The sequence below is a fragment of the Dorea sp. genome, assembly GCF_977044405.1.
The window spans coordinates 23,597-41,370 of sequence record NZ_CDRRQK010000022.1 but is presented as its reverse complement, the minus strand read 5'-3'; the positions used below and the strand labels follow the sequence as shown (position 1 = coordinate 41,370).

The 17,774-nt window shown below is 36.0% G+C and carries 23 protein-coding genes; 20 read left to right on the top strand and 3 right to left on the bottom strand.

Annotated features, from left to right (window positions below; genetic code table 11):
* Positions 1–19 precede the first annotated feature (19 nt).
* From ACWJAF_RS10570 to ACWJAF_RS10530, 9 genes are all read left to right on the top strand, one after another.
* Positions 20–451 (top strand): GNAT family N-acetyltransferase, encoded by a 432-nt coding sequence (locus ACWJAF_RS10570; protein WP_448863774.1) that lies wholly within the window; start codon positions 20–22, stop codon positions 449–451.
* Between the two features lie 22 nt (positions 452–473).
* Positions 474–1,346 carry a transporter substrate-binding domain-containing protein gene (locus ACWJAF_RS10565; protein ID WP_296094639.1) on the top strand — a complete coding sequence of 291 codons (873 nt, stop codon included), beginning with the start codon at positions 474–476 and terminating at the stop codon, positions 1,344–1,346.
* Positions 1,347–1,379: 33 nt separating this feature from the next.
* Entirely contained in the window at positions 1,380–2,123 is a 744-nt protein-coding gene (locus ACWJAF_RS10560; protein ID WP_448863771.1) for an amino acid ABC transporter permease, read from the top strand.
* A complete protein-coding gene (locus tag ACWJAF_RS10555; protein WP_448863769.1) occupies positions 2,120–2,878 on the top strand; it encodes an amino acid ABC transporter ATP-binding protein in 759 nt (252 codons plus the stop codon). Before ACWJAF_RS10560 ends, ACWJAF_RS10555 begins: the two co-directional genes overlap by 4 nt.
* Before the next feature lie 188 nt (positions 2,879–3,066).
* Positions 3,067–3,552 carry a GNAT family N-acetyltransferase gene (locus tag ACWJAF_RS10550; protein ID WP_448863767.1) on the top strand — a complete coding sequence of 162 codons (486 nt, stop codon included), beginning with the start codon at positions 3,067–3,069 and terminating at the stop codon, positions 3,550–3,552.
* Positions 3,549–4,520 (top strand): glutathione S-transferase family protein, encoded by a 972-nt coding sequence (locus tag ACWJAF_RS10545; RefSeq protein WP_448863764.1) that lies wholly within the window; start codon positions 3,549–3,551, stop codon positions 4,518–4,520. Before ACWJAF_RS10550 ends, ACWJAF_RS10545 begins: the two co-directional genes overlap by 4 nt.
* A 93-nt stretch (positions 4,521–4,613) precedes the next feature.
* Positions 4,614–5,099: a DUF6483 family protein gene (locus ACWJAF_RS10540; RefSeq protein WP_448863762.1), complete on the top strand. Its 486-nt coding sequence runs from the start codon at positions 4,614–4,616 to the stop codon at positions 5,097–5,099.
* Between the two features lie 687 nt (positions 5,100–5,786).
* Positions 5,787–6,623, top strand: coding sequence for a sensor histidine kinase (locus ACWJAF_RS10535; RefSeq protein ID WP_448863759.1), 837 nt, complete (start codon positions 5,787–5,789; stop codon positions 6,621–6,623).
* Positions 6,616–7,359: a LytR/AlgR family response regulator transcription factor gene (locus tag ACWJAF_RS10530; RefSeq protein WP_448863756.1), complete on the top strand. Its 744-nt coding sequence runs from the start codon at positions 6,616–6,618 to the stop codon at positions 7,357–7,359. The genes ACWJAF_RS10535 and ACWJAF_RS10530 overlap by 8 nt, the downstream gene beginning before the upstream one ends.
* 136 nt (positions 7,360–7,495) lie before the next feature.
* Here the strand turns inward: ACWJAF_RS10530 and ACWJAF_RS10525 are convergent, their stop codons facing one another.
* The 3 genes from ACWJAF_RS10525 to ACWJAF_RS10515 are packed head-to-tail and all read right to left on the bottom strand — an operon-like array spanning position 7,496 to position 9,219.
* Positions 7,496–7,735, bottom strand: coding sequence for a hypothetical protein (locus ACWJAF_RS10525; protein ID WP_448863754.1), 240 nt, complete (start codon positions 7,733–7,735; stop codon positions 7,496–7,498).
* 2 nt (positions 7,736–7,737) lie between these two features.
* Positions 7,738–8,847, bottom strand: a complete 1,110-nt coding sequence (locus ACWJAF_RS10520) for a M56 family metallopeptidase (RefSeq protein ID WP_448863752.1) — start codon at positions 8,845–8,847, stop codon at positions 7,738–7,740.
* Between the two features lie 3 nt (positions 8,848–8,850).
* Positions 8,851–9,219 (bottom strand): BlaI/MecI/CopY family transcriptional regulator, encoded by a 369-nt coding sequence (locus ACWJAF_RS10515; protein ID WP_448863750.1) that lies wholly within the window; start codon positions 9,217–9,219, stop codon positions 8,851–8,853.
* A 225-nt stretch (positions 9,220–9,444) separates the two neighbouring features.
* On the opposite strand from ACWJAF_RS10515, the gene ACWJAF_RS10510 reads away from it, so the two are divergent.
* The 11 genes from ACWJAF_RS10510 (at position 9,445) to ACWJAF_RS10460 (ending at position 17,771) form a co-directional block, all read left to right on the top strand.
* Complete coding sequence (locus ACWJAF_RS10510; protein WP_448863748.1) at positions 9,445–9,606, top strand: hypothetical protein; 162 nt, start codon at positions 9,445–9,447, stop codon at positions 9,604–9,606.
* A 12-nt stretch (positions 9,607–9,618) separates the two neighbouring features.
* On the top strand, positions 9,619–9,891 hold the full coding sequence (locus ACWJAF_RS10505; protein WP_448863746.1) for a hypothetical protein: 273 nt from the start codon (positions 9,619–9,621) through the stop codon (positions 9,889–9,891).
* The gene (locus tag ACWJAF_RS10500; protein ID WP_448863744.1) at positions 9,888–10,319 is read left to right on the top strand and encodes a hypothetical protein; all 432 of its coding nucleotides are present in this window, start codon (positions 9,888–9,890) and stop codon (positions 10,317–10,319) included. Before ACWJAF_RS10505 ends, ACWJAF_RS10500 begins: the two co-directional genes overlap by 4 nt.
* 16 nt (positions 10,320–10,335) lie before the next feature.
* Entirely contained in the window at positions 10,336–10,524 is a 189-nt protein-coding gene (locus tag ACWJAF_RS10495; protein WP_448863741.1) for a LytTR family transcriptional regulator DNA-binding domain-containing protein, read from the top strand.
* Between the two features lie 182 nt (positions 10,525–10,706).
* Positions 10,707–11,477, top strand: a complete 771-nt coding sequence (locus ACWJAF_RS10490) for an ABC transporter permease (RefSeq protein WP_448863739.1) — start codon at positions 10,707–10,709, stop codon at positions 11,475–11,477.
* A gap of 20 nt (positions 11,478–11,497) precedes the next feature.
* Positions 11,498–12,229 (top strand): ABC transporter ATP-binding protein, encoded by a 732-nt coding sequence (locus ACWJAF_RS10485; RefSeq protein ID WP_448863737.1) that lies wholly within the window; start codon positions 11,498–11,500, stop codon positions 12,227–12,229.
* 251 nt (positions 12,230–12,480) lie between these two features.
* Entirely contained in the window at positions 12,481–13,194 is a 714-nt protein-coding gene (locus ACWJAF_RS10480; RefSeq protein WP_448863735.1) for a LytR/AlgR family response regulator transcription factor, read from the top strand.
* 317 nt (positions 13,195–13,511) lie between these two features.
* Positions 13,512–14,444, top strand: a complete 933-nt coding sequence (gene cysK / locus ACWJAF_RS10475) for a cysteine synthase A (RefSeq protein ID WP_006428369.1) — start codon at positions 13,512–13,514, stop codon at positions 14,442–14,444.
* Between the two features lie 78 nt (positions 14,445–14,522).
* Positions 14,523–15,833, top strand: coding sequence for an O-acetylhomoserine aminocarboxypropyltransferase/cysteine synthase family protein (locus ACWJAF_RS10470; RefSeq protein WP_448863733.1), 1,311 nt, complete (start codon positions 14,523–14,525; stop codon positions 15,831–15,833).
* A 28-nt stretch (positions 15,834–15,861) separates the two neighbouring features.
* Complete coding sequence (locus tag ACWJAF_RS10465) at positions 15,862–16,308, top strand: RrF2 family transcriptional regulator (protein ID WP_006428371.1); 447 nt, start codon at positions 15,862–15,864, stop codon at positions 16,306–16,308.
* A 308-nt stretch (positions 16,309–16,616) separates the two neighbouring features.
* Positions 16,617–17,771 (top strand): ATP-binding protein, encoded by a 1,155-nt coding sequence (locus tag ACWJAF_RS10460; RefSeq protein ID WP_028086796.1) that lies wholly within the window; start codon positions 16,617–16,619, stop codon positions 17,769–17,771.
* Positions 17,772–17,774 lie beyond the last annotated feature (3 nt).

The window sequence follows — 17,774 nt, the reverse complement described above, 5'->3', positions numbered from 1 at the left end:
AAAGCAGGAGGAAGATGGAATGGAAGCAATCCGCGTAACAGATAAAGAATGGCAGCTCGCAGGAGTCCATTATGTGAGAACAGAAGCCATGTGCAATGGATTTGGCGTATCACTGGAAATGGAATTCGGCGAAGATAAAGCAGGAGATGAATATATACTGGTGCTGGATGGAACCCATCCGGTATCGACCTGCAGGTTACATCAGCTGGATGAGACGACCGGGAAGATCGAAAGAGTTGCAACACTGGAAGAGTACAGGGGACAGCATTACGGGGCAGCGGCAATCACCGCAGCAGAAGAGTGGTTCGCTGAACGAGGTGTAAAAAAGATTCTTATCAATTCCAGAACAGAAGCAGTCGGATTCTATGAAAAACTCGGTTATGCTGTAATTCCTGAGCAGATTACAGGAAGCGGCACATTCCAGTGTATTATGACAGAAAAATCTTTATAAGTAGAAAAAGGGAGAATGTATTATGAAAAGAAATAAATTAGTAAGCGTAGCAGCAATCACCGTAGCACTTGGAGTTCTTGCAACAGGATGTGGAGGATCCGGTTCATCAGGAAGTGACAGTAAAACTTCAGACGGGAACAAGACAATTACAGTAAAAGCAGGAACAGGAGGAAATGTTAAACCTTATACATATGTGGGAGAAGATAACGAACCAACCGGTTATGATATAGAAGTATTAAAAGAGGTCTTTGAACATCTGGATGGGTATGATCTTCAGATTGAAGTTACAGATATTCCTTCCGTATTTTCAGGTGTTACAAGTGGAACTTACCAGATTGGTGTAAATAACTTCTCATATAACGAAGAAAGAGCAAAATCATACCTCTATTCTTATCCATATGACAAGATCGGATATGTATTCATTACGAAGAAAGGTGCACCGGAAGTAAAGACATTTGCAGATGCGGCAGGAAAATCTTTTGAAGGACAGTCAGGTGTCAGCGTTACAACAGCAATTGAGGGCTGGAATGAAAAGAATCCAGATCAGAAGATTGATATCACTTACACAGATGCAGATACAGCGATTACATTACAGCACATCGAAGATGGCAGCGTAGACCTTGCAATCATCGATGTAGCAATGTACAACGCATATCAGAAAGAATACAACTATGACGTAGTTGCAAACCAGATTTCTGACGAAGATGCAAAAGCAATCGCAGACAATAGCTATGCTTATTACATTTTCCCGAAAGATCAGGAAGAACTTAGAGATAAAGTAGATGCAGAGTTAAAAGAACTGAAAAAAGACGGAACACTTACAGAATTAAGCCAGAAATATTTCGGACAGGATACAGCTCCGGAAGATGAACAGTTTGAAAGCACTCCAAACTAACATCAGTCTGGAATCCAGAAAGGAAGAATCAGCATGAGTAATTTATTTGATATCAAGATGGTATTTACACAGATACCGGATCTGTTAACGTATCTGCCGGTGACATTGGAACTGGCAGTGGTAGCCATGATCGTCAGCCTGATCTTAGGTCTGATCCTGGCATTGATTAAGATGAAGAAGATTCCGGTGTTAAAACAGATCGCCAATCTGTATATTTCAGTCATCAGAGGAACTCCGGTACTGGTACAGTTATATGTAACATATTTTGGTATTCCGATGATCTTAAAAGCCATCAACCTGAAGTATGGAACCAACTATAACGCCAATGGTGTGGCACCGATCATTTACGCATTCATCGCTCTGGCGGTCAATGAATCAGCGTACAACGCAGAGGTCATCAGAGCATCTCTGGAATCTGTACCAAAGGGACAGATTGAAGCGGCCAGTGCACTTGGTATGACATATTTCCAGGCATTACGAAGAGTGATTCTTCCGGAAGCAATCGTGGTGGCACTGCCATCACTTGGTAACTCCTTTATCGGTCTGATCAAAGGAACATCACTTGCATTCGTCTGTGCGGTTGTAGAGATGACAGCAGCAGGAAAGATCATTGCAGGACGTACATACCGTTACTTTGAGGTCTATGTATCTCTGGCAATTATCTACTGGGTTATTACGATTATCGTAGAGCAGGGAATCAAGCTGATCGAGAAGAAAATCCGCATACCGGAGAATGCACCGGCAATACAGACAGATGAGGGGGCATTGAACCAATGATTGAAGTAAAAAATATTTCCAAAAAATTCAATAATAACGTGGTCTTAAATGGCATCGACTTAAACATCAATAAGGGTGACGTTGTAGCAATCATCGGACCATCCGGAACAGGAAAATCAACGTTCCTCCGCTGCCTGAACAGACTGGAAAAGCCGGAAAACGGAAGCATTACCATTGATGACTTGAATGTAGATCTGGCCCACAGTGATAAAAAGTCGTTGGTAGAACTTAGAAAGAAGACCAGCATGGTATTTCAGGGATTTAACCTCTTTTCTAAAAAGACAGCACTGGAAAATGTAATGGAAGGCCTGATCGTCGTAAAGAAAATGGACAAGAAAAAGGCAGAGGAGATTGCAAGAGAACAGCTTAAGAACGTAGGGCTTCTGGAATGGGCGAACCATTATCCGGCACATTTATCCGGAGGACAGCAGCAGCGAGTTGCGATCGCAAGAGCACTTGCGATGGAACCGGAACTGTTACTTCTGGATGAGCCGACATCCGCACTGGATCCGGAGCTTGTAGGAGAAGTGCTGGATACGATTAAGAAGGCAGCCAATGAAGGATACACGATGCTGTTAGTATCGCATGAAATGAACTTTGTAAAAAATGTTGCGACAAGAGTCATCTTCCTTGAAAACGGTAAGATCATCGAGGACGGACCTCCGAAGGAAGTGTTCAATCATCCAAAGAGTGATCGTGTCAGAGAGTTCTTTGCGAAGATTAACCGTATGGTGGAGCCGGAATATTCGATTTAAAAAATATGACAATATAAAATATAACATGAAGATACCGGGATTTTAAGATGAGGAGGCTATTCTTTATATCTTTAAAATCCGGCAGGTATCTTTTGTTATATCCAGGTGATTATATTTCGTTAGAATTATGCCCGCTTCGCAGCAAGGATGCAGGGGATTCTTGAGATTAGTCAGAGAAAGGAATTAAGATGGACATTTGGATAAAAACAGACAAAGAAAATGTAGATTGGAATGAAGTAGCAGACATTTTGGATGAAAGCCAGTTAAGCCATTACGATCCGGCTACAGAAGAAAAGATATTTAAGAACAGTTATGCAGTAGCGTTTATCTGCGACGGAGATAAAATAGTTGGCTGCGGAAGAGCATTGTCAGACGGTGTATGCCAGGCGGCAATCTACAATGTAGCCTTAAGACCGGCATATCAGGGAAATGGACTTGGAAGAGCAATTATAGAGTCGCTCCTGGAACAGGTAAAAGGATGTAATGTGATACTGTATACACATCCACAGACACTTGCCATGTATGAAAAATTCGGCTTCCGCAGACAGAAGACAGGATTTGCAATCTTTGCAGGAGATGAGGAACAGCAAAAATGGCTGGAGGAGACAGGATTCCTTCTGCCGGATGGATACAGATTTGGAGATAACGAATACGAGAGGAGACCAAAAGAATGAGAATTTCATCAGATAAATGGACAGGAAAAGAAGTAGACAAAAGCGGAAAATTCGTAAGACAGAAGAACCGGTTTGATACACCGTTCGGAGAAGAGGAAGGACAGCTCCCGGTAGAAGCCGGTAGATACAGACTTCTCTGGGCACCTGTATGCCCATGGGCACACAGAAGCATCATCGTAAGAAAATTACTGGGACTTGAAGATGTGATCAGTGTCGGAAAAGCAGATCCAAAACGTCCGAATGTACCAAGAAGCGACTGGGCATTTACCCTGGATGAAGGTGACGTAGATCCGGTACTTGGAATTCATTATATCAGCGAAGTGTATCTAAACGCAGACCCGGATTATCAGGGAAGATTCACGGTACCGGCACTGGTTGATCTGAAGACAAAGAAGGTTGTAAATAACGATTACTTTCATCTGACACTGTATTTTGAAACAGCATGGAAGAAATATCACAAGCCGGGAGCTCCGGATCTTTATCCGGAAGAATTGCGGGAAGAGATCGATGCCCTGAATGATATCATTTTCAGAGAAGTAAATAACGGAGTGTATAAAGCGGGATTTGCCAGAAGTCAGGAAGCATATGAAGAAGCTTATCATACCGTATTCAACCGTCTGGACTGGCTGGAGGAAAGACTGGCAGACAGAAGATATCTGTTTGGAGATAAGATTACGGAATCCGATGTCAGATTATATGTAACACTGGCAAGATTCGATGTGGCTTATCACAATATTTTCCATGTGAATAAGAAACGTTTGAGAGATTATGATAATCTGTGGGCTTATGCAAGAGACCTGTATCAGACACCGGGATTCGGAGATACGACAGACTTTGCTGCGATTAAAAAGCATTATCATATTGACTGCAACCCGGGAAATATCCATCAGATCATTGCCAAAGGCCCGGATGAAGAAGCGTGGCTGCTTCCACATGGAAGAGAGAAACTTTCAGAAAATAAAATATAAGAGATTAGAAAAATAAAAAAGCTGTCAGGTTATGAAGGTATGCTAACCAGACAGCTTTTTGTGATATAAAAGTGTACACGGGAAGATACCGGGATGTATAATATTTTAGAGAAAGTATTTTTCGGAGATACACTAGTATTAAAATTTCGGAACATCCAGTTTTGGAATGATTTAATAATCGGAGGAGTGAAATATATGTATGAGCAGGATTATATAATAAGAATGAATAATGAAGTTATCAGAACAATGGTGAAGTTATTATTAAACAAGGATATAGGTGTACCTGTAAATATTTCAGAGGGAACAATTAAAAGCGAAAACAAAAAAATGTTAGAACTTGCGAACGGACAAAGTGGTATAGAAGATATTAAGAAGCAGGAAGAGGAGATACTAACACTTGTAGATGCTGGTAAAGAAGGAGCTTTAGAAAAAGCACTTGTATTTTATGGATATCTAAATGAATTGACGGAAGATGCATTATTGTCGAAGAATTATAATCACGAAAAAATTAAAAAAGGACTGAAGATTATTGCAGAGCGTTATGGAATATTAAATGTTATTGATTTGATATACAGATAAAGCTTTTATAGAGGTAAAAGTAGAATGGTTGTTGAATATTGCAAGGATAATTTTTAGTTGCTTTGGGGGGACTTGAATAATATAAATATATTGATTTATAATATAGATATTGTTCACATGTTGTCCAAACAGTAAGATAATATAGTCTGCAGAAATATAAACTTAGAAAATTAAGAGGTAAATATGCAACAGATAATCTACAATGGAATAACGATTATATGCGCAGTATATTTGGCATTTGTTTATGTGGCTTACTTAAATATCACATTAGATAAAAGCAATAAAAAGAGAAAACCATTATGGCTGTGTGGAATCATATTGGCTGTTATTTATTACTTTAGTAGTTGGGGAGTTATTTCAGCATTTAAATTATTATACATGCCATTTGTTTATTTCATATTGTGTAATATTTTTTTTAATGGAACGAAAAAGACCATGATAGTAGCCAGTTTATTTTTTTATATATTGAATTATGGATTGCAACTGGCTCTGGCTATGTTAATGTTAATGAAAGAAATTCCTGAAAATATCATGGATTATGTTAGTGTCGGTATTATGATACTCAGATGCATTTTACTAACATGTATTATAATCCTGTTAAAAAGATATATATCAAAGCATGTAGAAGTATTAGATAAAATTTTTTCCAGAATTATCGGATGGATGACTTTGATATGGTTTGTATATATGGGGATAATTGCTGGAATTACGCTTTATGTATCCGGAAGATCAGGCTTTTCAATGAAAGAAGCAATGCTGGGAAGTATCATTATGTGTTTACTGATATTACTGGTTATGCTTGCATTCCTGGCTTTTGTAAAGATTGAAGAGTACACAGAGCGGATAAGAATACAGGAAAGAGAAATGCAAAAAGCGATCTATTCGACAGATTATTACCGGAAGCTTGAGAAAGTCAATGATGAAAACCGGAAATACATCCATAATATAGAACATTACATGAAAGCAATAGCCGGACTTGTGAATGAAAATAATAATCGTGAAGTTATAAATATTATAGAAGAAATGGAAAAGCAGGCATTGTATGTCACTAAGGAAATTTTTTGCACAGATAAAATAGTAAACGGTGTAGTAAGCGAAAAGAATGGAGAAGCTAAAAATAAAAATATAGAGTTCAGAGTTAATATAGAGCCAACCGCAGATCTGACTTTTTTGGATGATATCGACAAAATTGGAATTCTCGGTAACCTTTTAGATAATGCGATGGAGGCGGCTGGAAAATGCAGAGATAATAAGAGTGTTGCATTAGATATATATACCTCGAATAACAATCATTTTATCGTATTGAATATTCAAAATACAAGCGAAACAGCACCGCTGAAAAAGGGAACAAGGTTTCTTTCAACCAAAAAAAATCAGGAAAATCATGGAATCGGACTGGAATATGTAAAAAATGTTGTTGCGAAATACCAGGGATTCCTGAATATCAAATATGAAGACGGCGTCTATTATGTAAGAGTTATTATTCCAAAAATACAAGAGATAAAAGGAGCAGACAGTGTATAAAATAGCAATTTGTGATGATAATTTGTTCTTTATAAAACAATTAAAAACTATGTTGAAGGAGAAAATCAGATCAGACGACCAGATTGAAATTTATGAATACCATTCTGGGGAACAGTTATTAATGGAAATGGATCATTTCTTTGATGTGATTTTTATGGATGTTGTTTTACCAAAGAGAGATGGGATGTCAATTGCAGAAGAGTTGTATAGAATGAATCCATTGATTCTGTTAATTTATTGTTCCGGTACCATATTGCCGACATCGGAGGCATTTCAGGTACAACCATATAGATATTTGTTAAAGCAGGAGATGAACAAATCCTGGAGTCAAAATATTGATGATATATTACAGGAAATGAAACTGCGAAATCAGAAAATATTGAAAGTTACATATGAAAAAGAAGAAAAATGGATTCATAGTGATAATCTGTTATATGTAATGACGGAAGGAAAACATTCCCAAATAACGTTTTATGAGTATGAGGGAAAGGAACGGAAAATAAAAACAATTACAGTAGGAGAAAACATTAAAGAAATAGAAAAGGAAATGGATCAGGAAAACTGTTACAGAGTACATAGAAGTGTAATCGTTCAATTCAACCACATTATCCAGATAAAAAATAATATAATCACAATGGAAGATGGCCAGGAAATACAGATTTCCAGAATGAAAGCAAAGAAATTTCATGAGAAGTTTTCTAATTATATGGGTGTGAAATATAGAAGAGACAAGTAAAGTATAAGGCAAGAAAAGAAACAGCTTAGAAATAACAGCTGTTTTTTTCTTGCCTTTATTATTTGATGTGTTTCACACCCAGACATAATCTGTTTGTTAGGATAAGTATCTGTTTTCTGTTGTTGAGTTTTGGCTGTTATGCAGGTAACCATTTAGTTAACCATTTTTCATAAGTGATAGACCAAAGACGTTTTTGCTTTTTGCCTTTGTATGTACGATAATGCCATTCAATTTGCTCTGCTCTTGCAGAAGAAAGATGCTGATAAGAATCTTGCATAGATGTCTCTGCAAAAACAGGCGTTGGATAAGACAGAAACAGAAGTATTGTGCTTATTACGCAAGTGGAAAATGAAAAAATAATTTTTTTAAGATGCATGATTATTTGCTCCCTTCTATAATTTCATATTTTGAATATTTATTAGAATAAATCTCTTTTTGTGTTAATTTTTTATAGAATACTCCATTAATATATAATTCGTATTCATTTTGGACTGTATGCAGGATTAAACTAGGACCTTGTTCGACAGTTTTCTTTTCAGCAGGTTGTAATATAATAAAGTAAGAGCAGATGAATATTAAAATAGTAATACTATAACAAAGTAAAATTTTAGTTTTATTTAAACTTTTTTTATCCAAAATTATTTCAAAACGTTGACGAGTTAAAGCATAGGCAGAATGATTTACAAATGACGCAGTTAAATAGTTTGGGAAAGTTGCAGGGGGAGAAGTTCGAACACCCTTTAATATTTTTAATATAGTTTTTAAATACTGGATTTGCATTTCTAAAGAATAATTTTGAGTTAATTTTGAGTCACAACGCAATTCTAACATTTGATCAATATCTTTTCTCAGTATGTGCATAATTGGATTCCACCAAAATAGAGCAGTTAAAAATAGTAAAAGTATTTTAATAAAAGTATCATGCAATTTTATATGTTGCACTTCATGATCCAAAATGAACTTCCATTCATCAGAAGAAAGCGTATAATTTGGAAAATATATATGACATTTATAAAATCCCCATACTTTAGGAACGTCTATGTCTGGAGAAACTGTAATGATTATTTTTGCATATGTATATTTAGAACATAAAGTTTCTAACGTTGGACAAGGTATACAATGTGTGTGGTTTAATCTGTATATTTCAAGTATCGAAGTATATGAATAATAAAATAAAAATGATACAGTTCCTAATGCCCATAGTGATAAGACTATTTGGTATACGAAAAGTTGATCTGTAATTTGAAAAAATAAAAATAATTTTAATGGTCTATATATTTGATGAATGTCGATTATTTTTGCATTATATAAATCTATAGGAAATATTAGTCGTATAAAAGCAAGTAAAGTTGAAAGTAAAAGTAGATTTATTCCATAATTTATAATGAAAGCAGTTTTTTTGCGGCTTAAAATTATAATGAGAGCAGCAAAGTTAAATAAAATAATACTACTAAATACTGAAAAGATGCTGATATTGAAGAGTTTCATAGGTTACTTCCTCGATTTAATTAAATTTTCTAATTCATCTAGTTCAGCGTCTGTAAAAGAGCCTTCTTGTATTAAACGTGAAAATATTTTATATGGTTCAGTTTTTTTTGTGATATCTATTAATAGATTTGAAAAATAGGAGCAGCCTTTTTCTGTTGGGGCAAAAGTACGTCCATAGCCTTTCCCTGTTCGAACAAAACCAGCTTCATAAATTACACCTTTTTTTAATAGACTGTTTAATAAAATGTGAATAGAACCATCTTTCCAAGGCTTCGTTTCTAATGCATGGTCTAAAATACCAGATTTGGACAATGGTTTATCAGCATTTAATAATATTTCTAAGACATCGGCTTCACTTTTTGTTAATTCCATAAAATCCCTCCATTTTTATTAACATTATATAATAAAAAATATATTAATGCAATAAAATAAAAAGAATAATAAAAATATTAATGCATAATAATATTGACAATGATTAAAAATAAATGTATTGTTTAAGTATAAAATAATAAGCGAATATTAGTAGTTATCTTTTCAAAGCAAGTAAAGAGAGCCAGTTATTGTTTGAATTTTTACTATATCGTGAATGGTGATAATATGAACGGAAGAAAAAGAATTGGAAAATATTTTTTACATTTAGATAATCGTATTGTAAGTGAAAAAAAGAAAGAACTTCATAGAGAAAATATTTTTGGAAATAATGAAGTGAAAGAATTGTTTTTAAAAGTGTTCAATCAATTAATAAATTATAAAGTATGATGGAGTAAATATATGGAAAATGATAAAATTTTAAATGATATATTTAAAGAAAAAACAGGAATAGATTTTAATTCCAAAGAGAGTTTGAAAAATGTAAATTTATTTTCTGATAAAATAAATTTACAACCAAGGGATCTCATGACTGTTTGTATATCTATTGAAAAAATATTTGATATAAAATTTGATGAAAAGGAGTTTTTAGATAGAAAGTTTGATACGTTTAATAAAATAATGGAATTAATAAAAAAGTACTGTGAAAAAAAAGGAAGGAAGAATAGTAGATGAAAAAAAAGAAAATATCAGATATGATAGAAAATTTATTTATTGTGGCAATATTGTTTTTATCGTTTTTTCCTGTTACATACTATCAAGGAAAGAAATGTACTTTACTTGCATTAATTAAATTATTTTACGATTTATCTGTTTTATATAAAGTTCTTGTTTGGGTTCAAATTTGTATAATTATTAATTTTAGTATTATGTTAGTAGTGCATATATTACAGAAAAAAAACAGCAATATAATATTGTGTCTGGGGTGTATAGAATGTGTTTCTATTGTGGCGATAAATTATTCTATATATAGTGAAAATATTCGGAAAGGGATTGAAGAAATAAATTCGCCAATTTCGTTTTGGACTTTGGTTAGAATATTTTTGATACTTTTGCTTTTTATTAATCATACTTCTGGAGACCAGTTATGGAATAAAAAGTAAAATTGAACAAAAGGAAATGGATCAGGAAACCTGTTACAGAGTACATAGAAGTGTAATCGTTCAATTCAACCACATTATCCAGATAAAAAATAATATAATCACAATGGAAGATGGTCAGGAAATACAGATATCCAGAATGAAAGCAAAGAAATTTCATGAAAAGTTTTCTGATTATATGGGTGTGAAATATAGAAGAGAAAAGTAAAGTATAAGGCAAGAAAAGAAACAGCTTAGAATGACAGCTGTTTTTTTCTTGCCTTTACTATTGTAGTTTCTGGATATAAATGCAATGGAGAACAATATTTCCGATTTATGGTACGTTTAAGAACAAGAAGCCTTATTTCCGAATAAAAATGAGATGATGACGTGCAAGGAGGTCATCAGGATATGAAACGTAAGGAAATAAAGCAATATTATCCACTGCTAATGGAACTATTGAAAAGAGATATAAAAGTAAAATATCGAAAATCAGTGTTGGGAGTGTTATGGAGTATATTAAATCCATTATTTATGATGATGATATTATCCGTTGTGTTTTCAACATTGTTTAAGAATAATATTGAAAATTACCCGACCTATATTTTTAGCGGGCAGTTGATTTATAACTTTTTTTCGGAAGCAACGACGGCTTCAATGTCCGCTATTACGGATAATGCATCGCTGATTAAGAAAATATACGTACCGAAATATTTATTCGTATGTGCAAGAATATGTTCCAGTCTGATTAATCTTATGGCGACACTGAGTGCTCTGTTTTGCGTCATGTTAGTTTTGAGAGTTGATCTGAGCTATAAAATATATGAAGGAATTATTCCATTGGTTTTATTAACGCTGTTTTCAACAGGTGTGGGATTGGTATTGTCTGCTCTTGCAGTTAAATTTAGAGATATTATGCATTTATATTCTGTATTTTTAACTGCGGTTATGTATCTGTGTCCGATTATTTATGCAATGTCATTTTTGCCGGAACAGGTACAAAAGATTGTTATGCTGAATCCGTTGACACATTTCTTGATTATATTCCGGGAATGTGTGTTATATGGTGAGAATATTTCGATAAAAATTCTTGGAGTCAGTATTTTAGAGACATTTATCATGTTGGGAATAGGAATTTATGTTTTTACTAAGAGACAAGATAAATTTATTATGGATATATAGGAAAAAAAGCAGGAGTGAACATGAAAGAAACGGTTGTTGAAATAAAAGATGTATCAATAAAATTTAATATGTCATCCGAAAAATATGACAATTTCAAAGAATATATGATAAAGATGATAAAGCAGCAGGTTACATATCAGTCTTTCTGGGCATTGAAAAATGTAAGTTTTACTGTAAAAAAGGGTGATACTTTAGGGTTTATAGGTTTAAACGGAAGTGGAAAAAGTACAATATTAAAGATTATTGCAGGAATATTAAAGCCAACACAAGGAATGGTCAGGGTAAAAGGAAAGATTGCACCGTTGATCGAACTTGGAGCAGGATTTGACGGAGATCTGACAGGGGAAGAAAATGTCTATTTGAATGGAGCACTATTGGGATATTCGCAAAGTGAGATGAAGAAAAGCTATAGAGACATTGTTGAATTTTCAGAACTGGAAAATTTTATGAATGTGCCTGTAAAAAATTATTCTTCTGGCATGTTATCAAGATTAGCATTTGCAATCGCAACGATTGGAATACCGGATATTTTGATTGTGGATGAGGTGTTGTCTGTGGGAGATTTTAGATTTCAGAAAAAGTGTGAAAGCAGAATAAAGAAAATGCAGGAAAACGGGACGACAGTTCTATTTGTGTCGCATAGCATTGAACAGGTAAAGAAAATTTGTAATAAAATAGTGTGGCTGGATCAGGGAAAAGTAAGAATGTATGGAGATACAGAGGAAGTATGTGAAGAATATGAGAAAATATAAAGGAACTATTATAGCGATTGCAGTGTGCATCATATTTTCATATTTGTATGCACATATTGGGCAGAAGACAGATATAGAAACCGTGATTGTGAGTTGCTCGATGTGTTTATACATATGTGTATTTTTTAAATGGCTATATAGGATGTTTAAGTAAAAAATGTAGTAACGCTTAAGAATAATTGGAAAATATGGAAGTATGTGATAAGGTGGTAAAAGTATAGGATTCATTATGGATTAAAGGGGAACATAGAGTGATAAAAATAGGAATTTGTGATGATGATAAAAACTTCCGGACATTGCTTGTAGAAGCTATCCGAAGAGAAGATAGTGAAAGCTTTATATATGAGTATTCGACAGGTGAAACATTAATACAGGATGAAGAAAATGATCTGGATTTACTTTTTTTAGATATTCAGTTACCGGGAATTTCCGGGAATAAAGCATCTGAAATAATGAAGAAGAAAAATAAAGATTTAATTCTTGTATTTGTAAGTGGCATATACCTGCCTACACCAGAAAGCTTCTGTGTGCAGCCATACAGATATTTATTAAAACAAAGTAATCCGTCAGAAATTCAAAGAGAACTTGGAACAATACTAACATATACAAAAGAACATAAAGGGAAAAAATACTTTATTGCGGAAGATGATGGTATGTATCAGAAAATAGATATAGATGAAATCCTGTATTTTTCAATTATCAGACGAGGATGTGAAATACATATATTGCAGAATGGTACCGGCAAAATATTAAGAACAAGAAAAAGAATCCAGGAAATAGAAGAAGAATTAAGAAGAGAATATTTTTGCAGAATCCATAAAAGTTTTCTTGTAAACCCAAGGTATATTACAGAAGTGAAAAAGTCAGAAATCAAGATGGATAATAATGAAATCTTGTCTGTATCAAAGGCAAGGAGAAAAACATTTGAAGATATGTTCGCTGAATACCTAAGTTACAGGAAGTAGAGAGTGTGTGAAAAACTAAAAAACATACTTGACAAATATGACATAGCGGTAATATAATAAAACCAATCCATAAAACCTATCAAAATAATAGGAAATATAAGGATTGGTTTTATTTAGTTTAAAGAACGGAAGGGAGCGTGCAGGATAATGACAAAAGAAAAGCGAATGTGGGGACTAATGCGATGTTGTTGCGCTTGCGCGCATGAAAAATAAAAATTACAAAAACATACTAAACATAGTTGACAAATAGGAATTAAAGTAGTATAGTAAATTCATCAAGAAAACATACCAAAAAAGTAGGAAAGGTAGGAAGCAAAATGTCAAAGATTTATAAAGGAACATTAGGACTGATCGGAAATACACCACTGGTGGAAGTAGTAAACATAGAAAAAGAACTTGGTTTGGAAGCAACACTTCTTGTAAAGCTTGAGTACCTCAATCCGGCAGGAAGCGTCAAAGACAGAATTGCAAAAGCAATGATCGAAGATGCGGAAGAAAAAGGAATCTTAAAAGAAGGTTCTGTGATCATCGAACCAACATCCGGTAATACAGGAATTGGTCTTGCATCTATTGCAGCAGCAAAAGGATACAGAATCATTCTTACGATGCCGGAGACGATGAGTGTGGAAAGAAGAAACATTCTGAAAGCTTACGGTGCAGAGATCGTACTTACCGAAGGAGCAAAAGGAATGAAGGGAGCCATCGCAAAAGCAGATGAGCTTGCAAAAGAGATTCCGAACAGCTTCGTTCCTGGACAGTTTGTAAACCCTGCTAACCCGGCAGCACACAAGAAGACAACAGGTCCTGAGATCTGGAACGATACAGACGGAGCAGTCGATATCGTGATCGCAGGTGTCGGAACAGGCGGAACACTTTCCGGAATCGGTGCTTACTTAAAAGAGCAGAAACCGGAAGTTCAGATTGTAGCTTTGGAGCCGGCTTCCTCACCGGTACTTTCAGAAGGAAAAGCAGGCCCGCATAAGATTCAGGGAATCGGAGCCGGATTCGTTCCGGATACATTAGATACCAAGATCTATGACGAAATCTACAAAGCAGAAGCAGACGAAGCATTTGAGACAGCAAAACTTCTTGCTAAGAAAGAAGGAGTTCTGGTAGGTATTTCATCAGGAGCTGCACTTGCAGGAGCTATCGCACTTGCAAAACGTCCGGAGAACAAAGGTAAGACAATCGTAGCATTACTTCCAGATTCAGGTGACAGATATTATTCAACACCATTATTTACAGAATAAAAAGATATAGAATCCAAGACAGAACGGACAGTATCAAGAAATAACGATAAAATTATGAAGAAAAAGGAGATTACCCCAATGAGCGAAAAAATCACAAGAGAGAATAGAGAATTAAAATTTGAAACATTACAGTTACACGTAGGACAGGAAAGTCCGGACCCGGTTACAGATGCAAGAGCAGTGCCGATCTATCAGACATCTTCTTATGTATTCCGCAACAGTGATCATGCAGCAGCACGTTTCGGACTGGCAGATGCAGGTAACATCTACGGACGTCTGACAAACCCTACAGAAGACATTTTTGAAAAACGTATTGCAGCACTGGAGGGCGGAGTTGCAGCACTGGCAGTAGCATCCGGAGCAGCAGCAGTAACATACACGATCGAGAATCTCGCACAGAATGGAGATCATATCGTAGCAGCTAAGAATATTTACGGTGGATCTTTTAACCTGTTAGAGCACACACTTCCACAGTATGGAATTACAACCACATTCGTTGACATCTTCGATTATGATGCAGTAGAAGCAGCAATCCAGGATAATACAAAAGCACTCTACATCGAGACACTTGGAAATCCAAACTCAGATGTTGTAGATATTGAGAAGATTGCAGATATCGCACATGCGCATAAGATTCCGCTCGTTGTAGATAATACATTTGCAACACCTTATCTTGTAAGACCAATCGAGTACGGTGCAGACATTGTCATCCACTCAGCAACAAAATTCATCGGTGGACACGGAACAACAATCGGCGGTGTCATCGTTGACAGTGGTAAATTCGACTGGGAAGCATCAGGAAAATTCGCTTCTCTTACAGAGCCAAACCCAAGCTACCATGGAATCAGCTTCACAAAAGCAGTAGGACCTGCAGCATTTGTTACAAAGATCCGTGCAATCCTTTTAAGAGATACAGGAGCAACCATTTCTCCGATCCATTCATTTATCTTCTTACAGGGACTCGAGACATTATCATTACGTGTAGAGCGTCATGTTGAGAATGCACTGAAAGTAGTAGAATACCTGAACAACCATCCACTGGTAGAGAAGGTTAACCATCCGGCTGTATCGGATGATCCGGAACAGCAGGCATTATATAAGAAATATTTCCCAAATGGCGGAGGATCTATCTTCACATTTGAGATCAAAGGTGATGCACAGAAAGCAAAAGATTTCATCGATAATCTGGAACTCTTCTCACTGCTTGCTAACGTTGCAGATGTAAAATCTCTGGTTATCCATCCGGCAACAACAACACACAGCCAGTGCACAGAAGAAGAATTATTAGATCAGGGAATCAAGCCTAATACAATCCGTCTGTCAATCGGAACAGAGCACATTGATGATATTATCCAGGATCTGGATGAGGCATTCAAAGCCGTAGAATAAGTAATAATGAAGGAGTGTGGAGATATACATGAAACTTTCAATGAAAAGCAGATATGGCCTGAGAGCGTTGATCGACCTGGCCATTAATTCAAAAACTGAACAGGTGGCGCTCAACAGCATTGCAGAGCGGAACAAGATATCTCCACAGTATCTGGAACAGGTATTTGCAAGCCTTAGAAAAGCTGGAATCGTAAAGAGTATCAAAGGCTCGCAGGGAGGCTATTTCTTAAGCCGTCCGCCACAGGAGATTACCGTTTCTTCTATTATAGAAGCTTTGGAAGGTGACTACCGCATCGAAGATGAGGAGCTTCCGAAAGAAGGTAAATATACCGGGAGTGTCAAAGCAATCCAGAAACTGGTGATCGACAGGGTAAATGACAGTGTGACAGAGATTCTCCAGTCAGTAACCTTGCATGATCTGGAGAAAGAGTATCAGGAATACATTGATTATGGACAGGATATGTATTATATATAACATCAGTTCACACAAGCGTTGAAAGACTTGCAATTTGTGCTTGCACAAGGATTGCAGGTCTTTCTAACGCTTTGGGGGAGCACCCGGAGAAAACAACAAAACATACTGTATTAGCGGGAAACCACTGGTACAGTATTCTTTTTTATGGTAAACTTTTTTAGCGTATAGTTGAAAGATATCAAAACACATTTTAGTTCCTTGACAGACAGGGAAAAACATCATATAATACCAGATAAATAACAAAACCTATCTGGTTAATAGGAATATATACTGCATGAACAGTAACCCAAAAAGAGAGGTTAAAAGATATGAAGACAATCACGATAGAAGAGTTATTACAATTAGATCAGAATACAATCACAGTACTGGACGTACGTCCTGCAGATGCATATACCAGAGGCTCTGTACCGGGAGCGGTCAGCATCCCGCTTGCAGAAGTAGAAGAACGTATGGAAGAACTTCCGAAAGAAAAGCCGGTGTATGTATTATGCCATACCGGTGAATGGAGTGTTGATGCTGTTTATGAACTGGAAGCAGCCGGATATGATGCGGCGAATATTGAAGGCGGATACCGTTCTTTTTTGAGAAAGAAACTAAGTGAGTTCGTACAGGATGAAAATACTACCGGAGAGAAGCAGAAAGAGATTGAACGCAGTATCATCAAGAAATTCCGCAAGGGAATCTGGAGAAAGTTCACGAAAGGGATCAGAGAATACGATCTGATCCAGGACGGAGATAAGATTGCAGTCTGTATTTCCGGCGGAAAAGATTCGATGCTGATGGCAAAGCTTTTCCAGGAACTGTTAAAGCATGGAAAGGCAAATTTTGAACTGGTATTTCTGGTAATGAATCCAGGATACAATGAAGATAACTGGAAGATTATCCAGGATAATGCCAAAGTGCTTGGAATCCCGCTTACTGTATTCGAAACACAGATTTTTGATACAGTGGCAGATATCGATAAGAACCCTTGTTACCTTTGCGCGAGAATGAGAAGAGGTTATCTATACTCTCATGCAAAAGAACTGGGATGTAATAAGATTGCGCTCGGACATCATTTCGACGATGTGATTGAGACGATCCTTATGGGAATGTTCTATGGTGGAAAGGTGGAGACGATGATGCCGAAGCTCCATAGCCAGAATTTTGAGGGTATGGAGCTGATCAGACCAATGTATCTGATCAAGGAAGATGACATTATAGCATGGAGGGATTACAATCAGCTCAACTTCATCCAGTGTGCATGCAGATTTACAGAGAACTGTGTATCCTGTGGCGGCGGAAGAGGTTCCAAACGTGACGAGATGAAGGAGCTGATCAAGGAATTCAGAAAACAGGGAGATATTATCGAAAAGAATATTTTCCGGAGTGTACATAATGTCAACTTAAGAACGATTATCGGATACCACAAAGATGACATGGAATATAATTTCCTGGACGATTACAATGAAAGAGGTAAATAAATA

Bases quoted from the DNA above. Each gene is read 5' to 3' on its own strand.
- ACWJAF_RS10570 (WP_448863774.1), top strand. From the start codon at position 20: ATGGAAGCAATCCGCGTAACAGATAAAGAATGGCAGCTCGCAGGAGTC.
- ACWJAF_RS10565 (WP_296094639.1), top strand. From the start codon at position 474: ATGAAAAGAAATAAATTAGTAAGCGTAGCAGCAATCACCGTAGCACTT.
- ACWJAF_RS10560 (WP_448863771.1), top strand. From the start codon at position 1,380: ATGAGTAATTTATTTGATATCAAGATGGTATTTACACAGATACCGGAT.
- ACWJAF_RS10555 (WP_448863769.1), top strand. From the start codon at position 2,120: ATGATTGAAGTAAAAAATATTTCCAAAAAATTCAATAATAACGTGGTC.
- ACWJAF_RS10550 (WP_448863767.1), top strand. From the start codon at position 3,067: ATGGACATTTGGATAAAAACAGACAAAGAAAATGTAGATTGGAATGAA.
- ACWJAF_RS10545 (WP_448863764.1), top strand. From the start codon at position 3,549: ATGAGAATTTCATCAGATAAATGGACAGGAAAAGAAGTAGACAAAAGC.
- ACWJAF_RS10540 (WP_448863762.1), top strand. From the start codon at position 4,614: ATGTATAATATTTTAGAGAAAGTATTTTTCGGAGATACACTAGTATTA.
- ACWJAF_RS10535 (WP_448863759.1), top strand. From the start codon at position 5,787: ATGGGGATAATTGCTGGAATTACGCTTTATGTATCCGGAAGATCAGGC.
- ACWJAF_RS10525 (WP_448863754.1), bottom strand. From the start codon at position 7,735: ATGCATCTTAAAAAAATTATTTTTTCATTTTCCACTTGCGTAATAAGC.
- ACWJAF_RS10520 (WP_448863752.1), bottom strand. From the start codon at position 8,847: ATGAAACTCTTCAATATCAGCATCTTTTCAGTATTTAGTAGTATTATT.
- ACWJAF_RS10515 (WP_448863750.1), bottom strand. From the start codon at position 9,219: ATGGAATTAACAAAAAGTGAAGCCGATGTCTTAGAAATATTATTAAAT.
- ACWJAF_RS10510 (WP_448863748.1), top strand. From the start codon at position 9,445: ATGAACGGAAGAAAAAGAATTGGAAAATATTTTTTACATTTAGATAAT.
- ACWJAF_RS10505 (WP_448863746.1), top strand. From the start codon at position 9,619: ATGGAAAATGATAAAATTTTAAATGATATATTTAAAGAAAAAACAGGA.
- ACWJAF_RS10500 (WP_448863744.1), top strand. From the start codon at position 9,888: ATGAAAAAAAAGAAAATATCAGATATGATAGAAAATTTATTTATTGTG.
- ACWJAF_RS10495 (WP_448863741.1), top strand. From the start codon at position 10,336: ATGGATCAGGAAACCTGTTACAGAGTACATAGAAGTGTAATCGTTCAA.
- ACWJAF_RS10490 (WP_448863739.1), top strand. From the start codon at position 10,707: ATGAAACGTAAGGAAATAAAGCAATATTATCCACTGCTAATGGAACTA.
- ACWJAF_RS10485 (WP_448863737.1), top strand. From the start codon at position 11,498: ATGAAAGAAACGGTTGTTGAAATAAAAGATGTATCAATAAAATTTAAT.
- cysK (WP_006428369.1), top strand. From the start codon at position 13,512: ATGTCAAAGATTTATAAAGGAACATTAGGACTGATCGGAAATACACCA.
- ACWJAF_RS10470 (WP_448863733.1), top strand. From the start codon at position 14,523: ATGAGCGAAAAAATCACAAGAGAGAATAGAGAATTAAAATTTGAAACA.
- ACWJAF_RS10465 (WP_006428371.1), top strand. From the start codon at position 15,862: ATGAAACTTTCAATGAAAAGCAGATATGGCCTGAGAGCGTTGATCGAC.
- ACWJAF_RS10460 (WP_028086796.1), top strand. From the start codon at position 16,617: ATGAAGACAATCACGATAGAAGAGTTATTACAATTAGATCAGAATACA.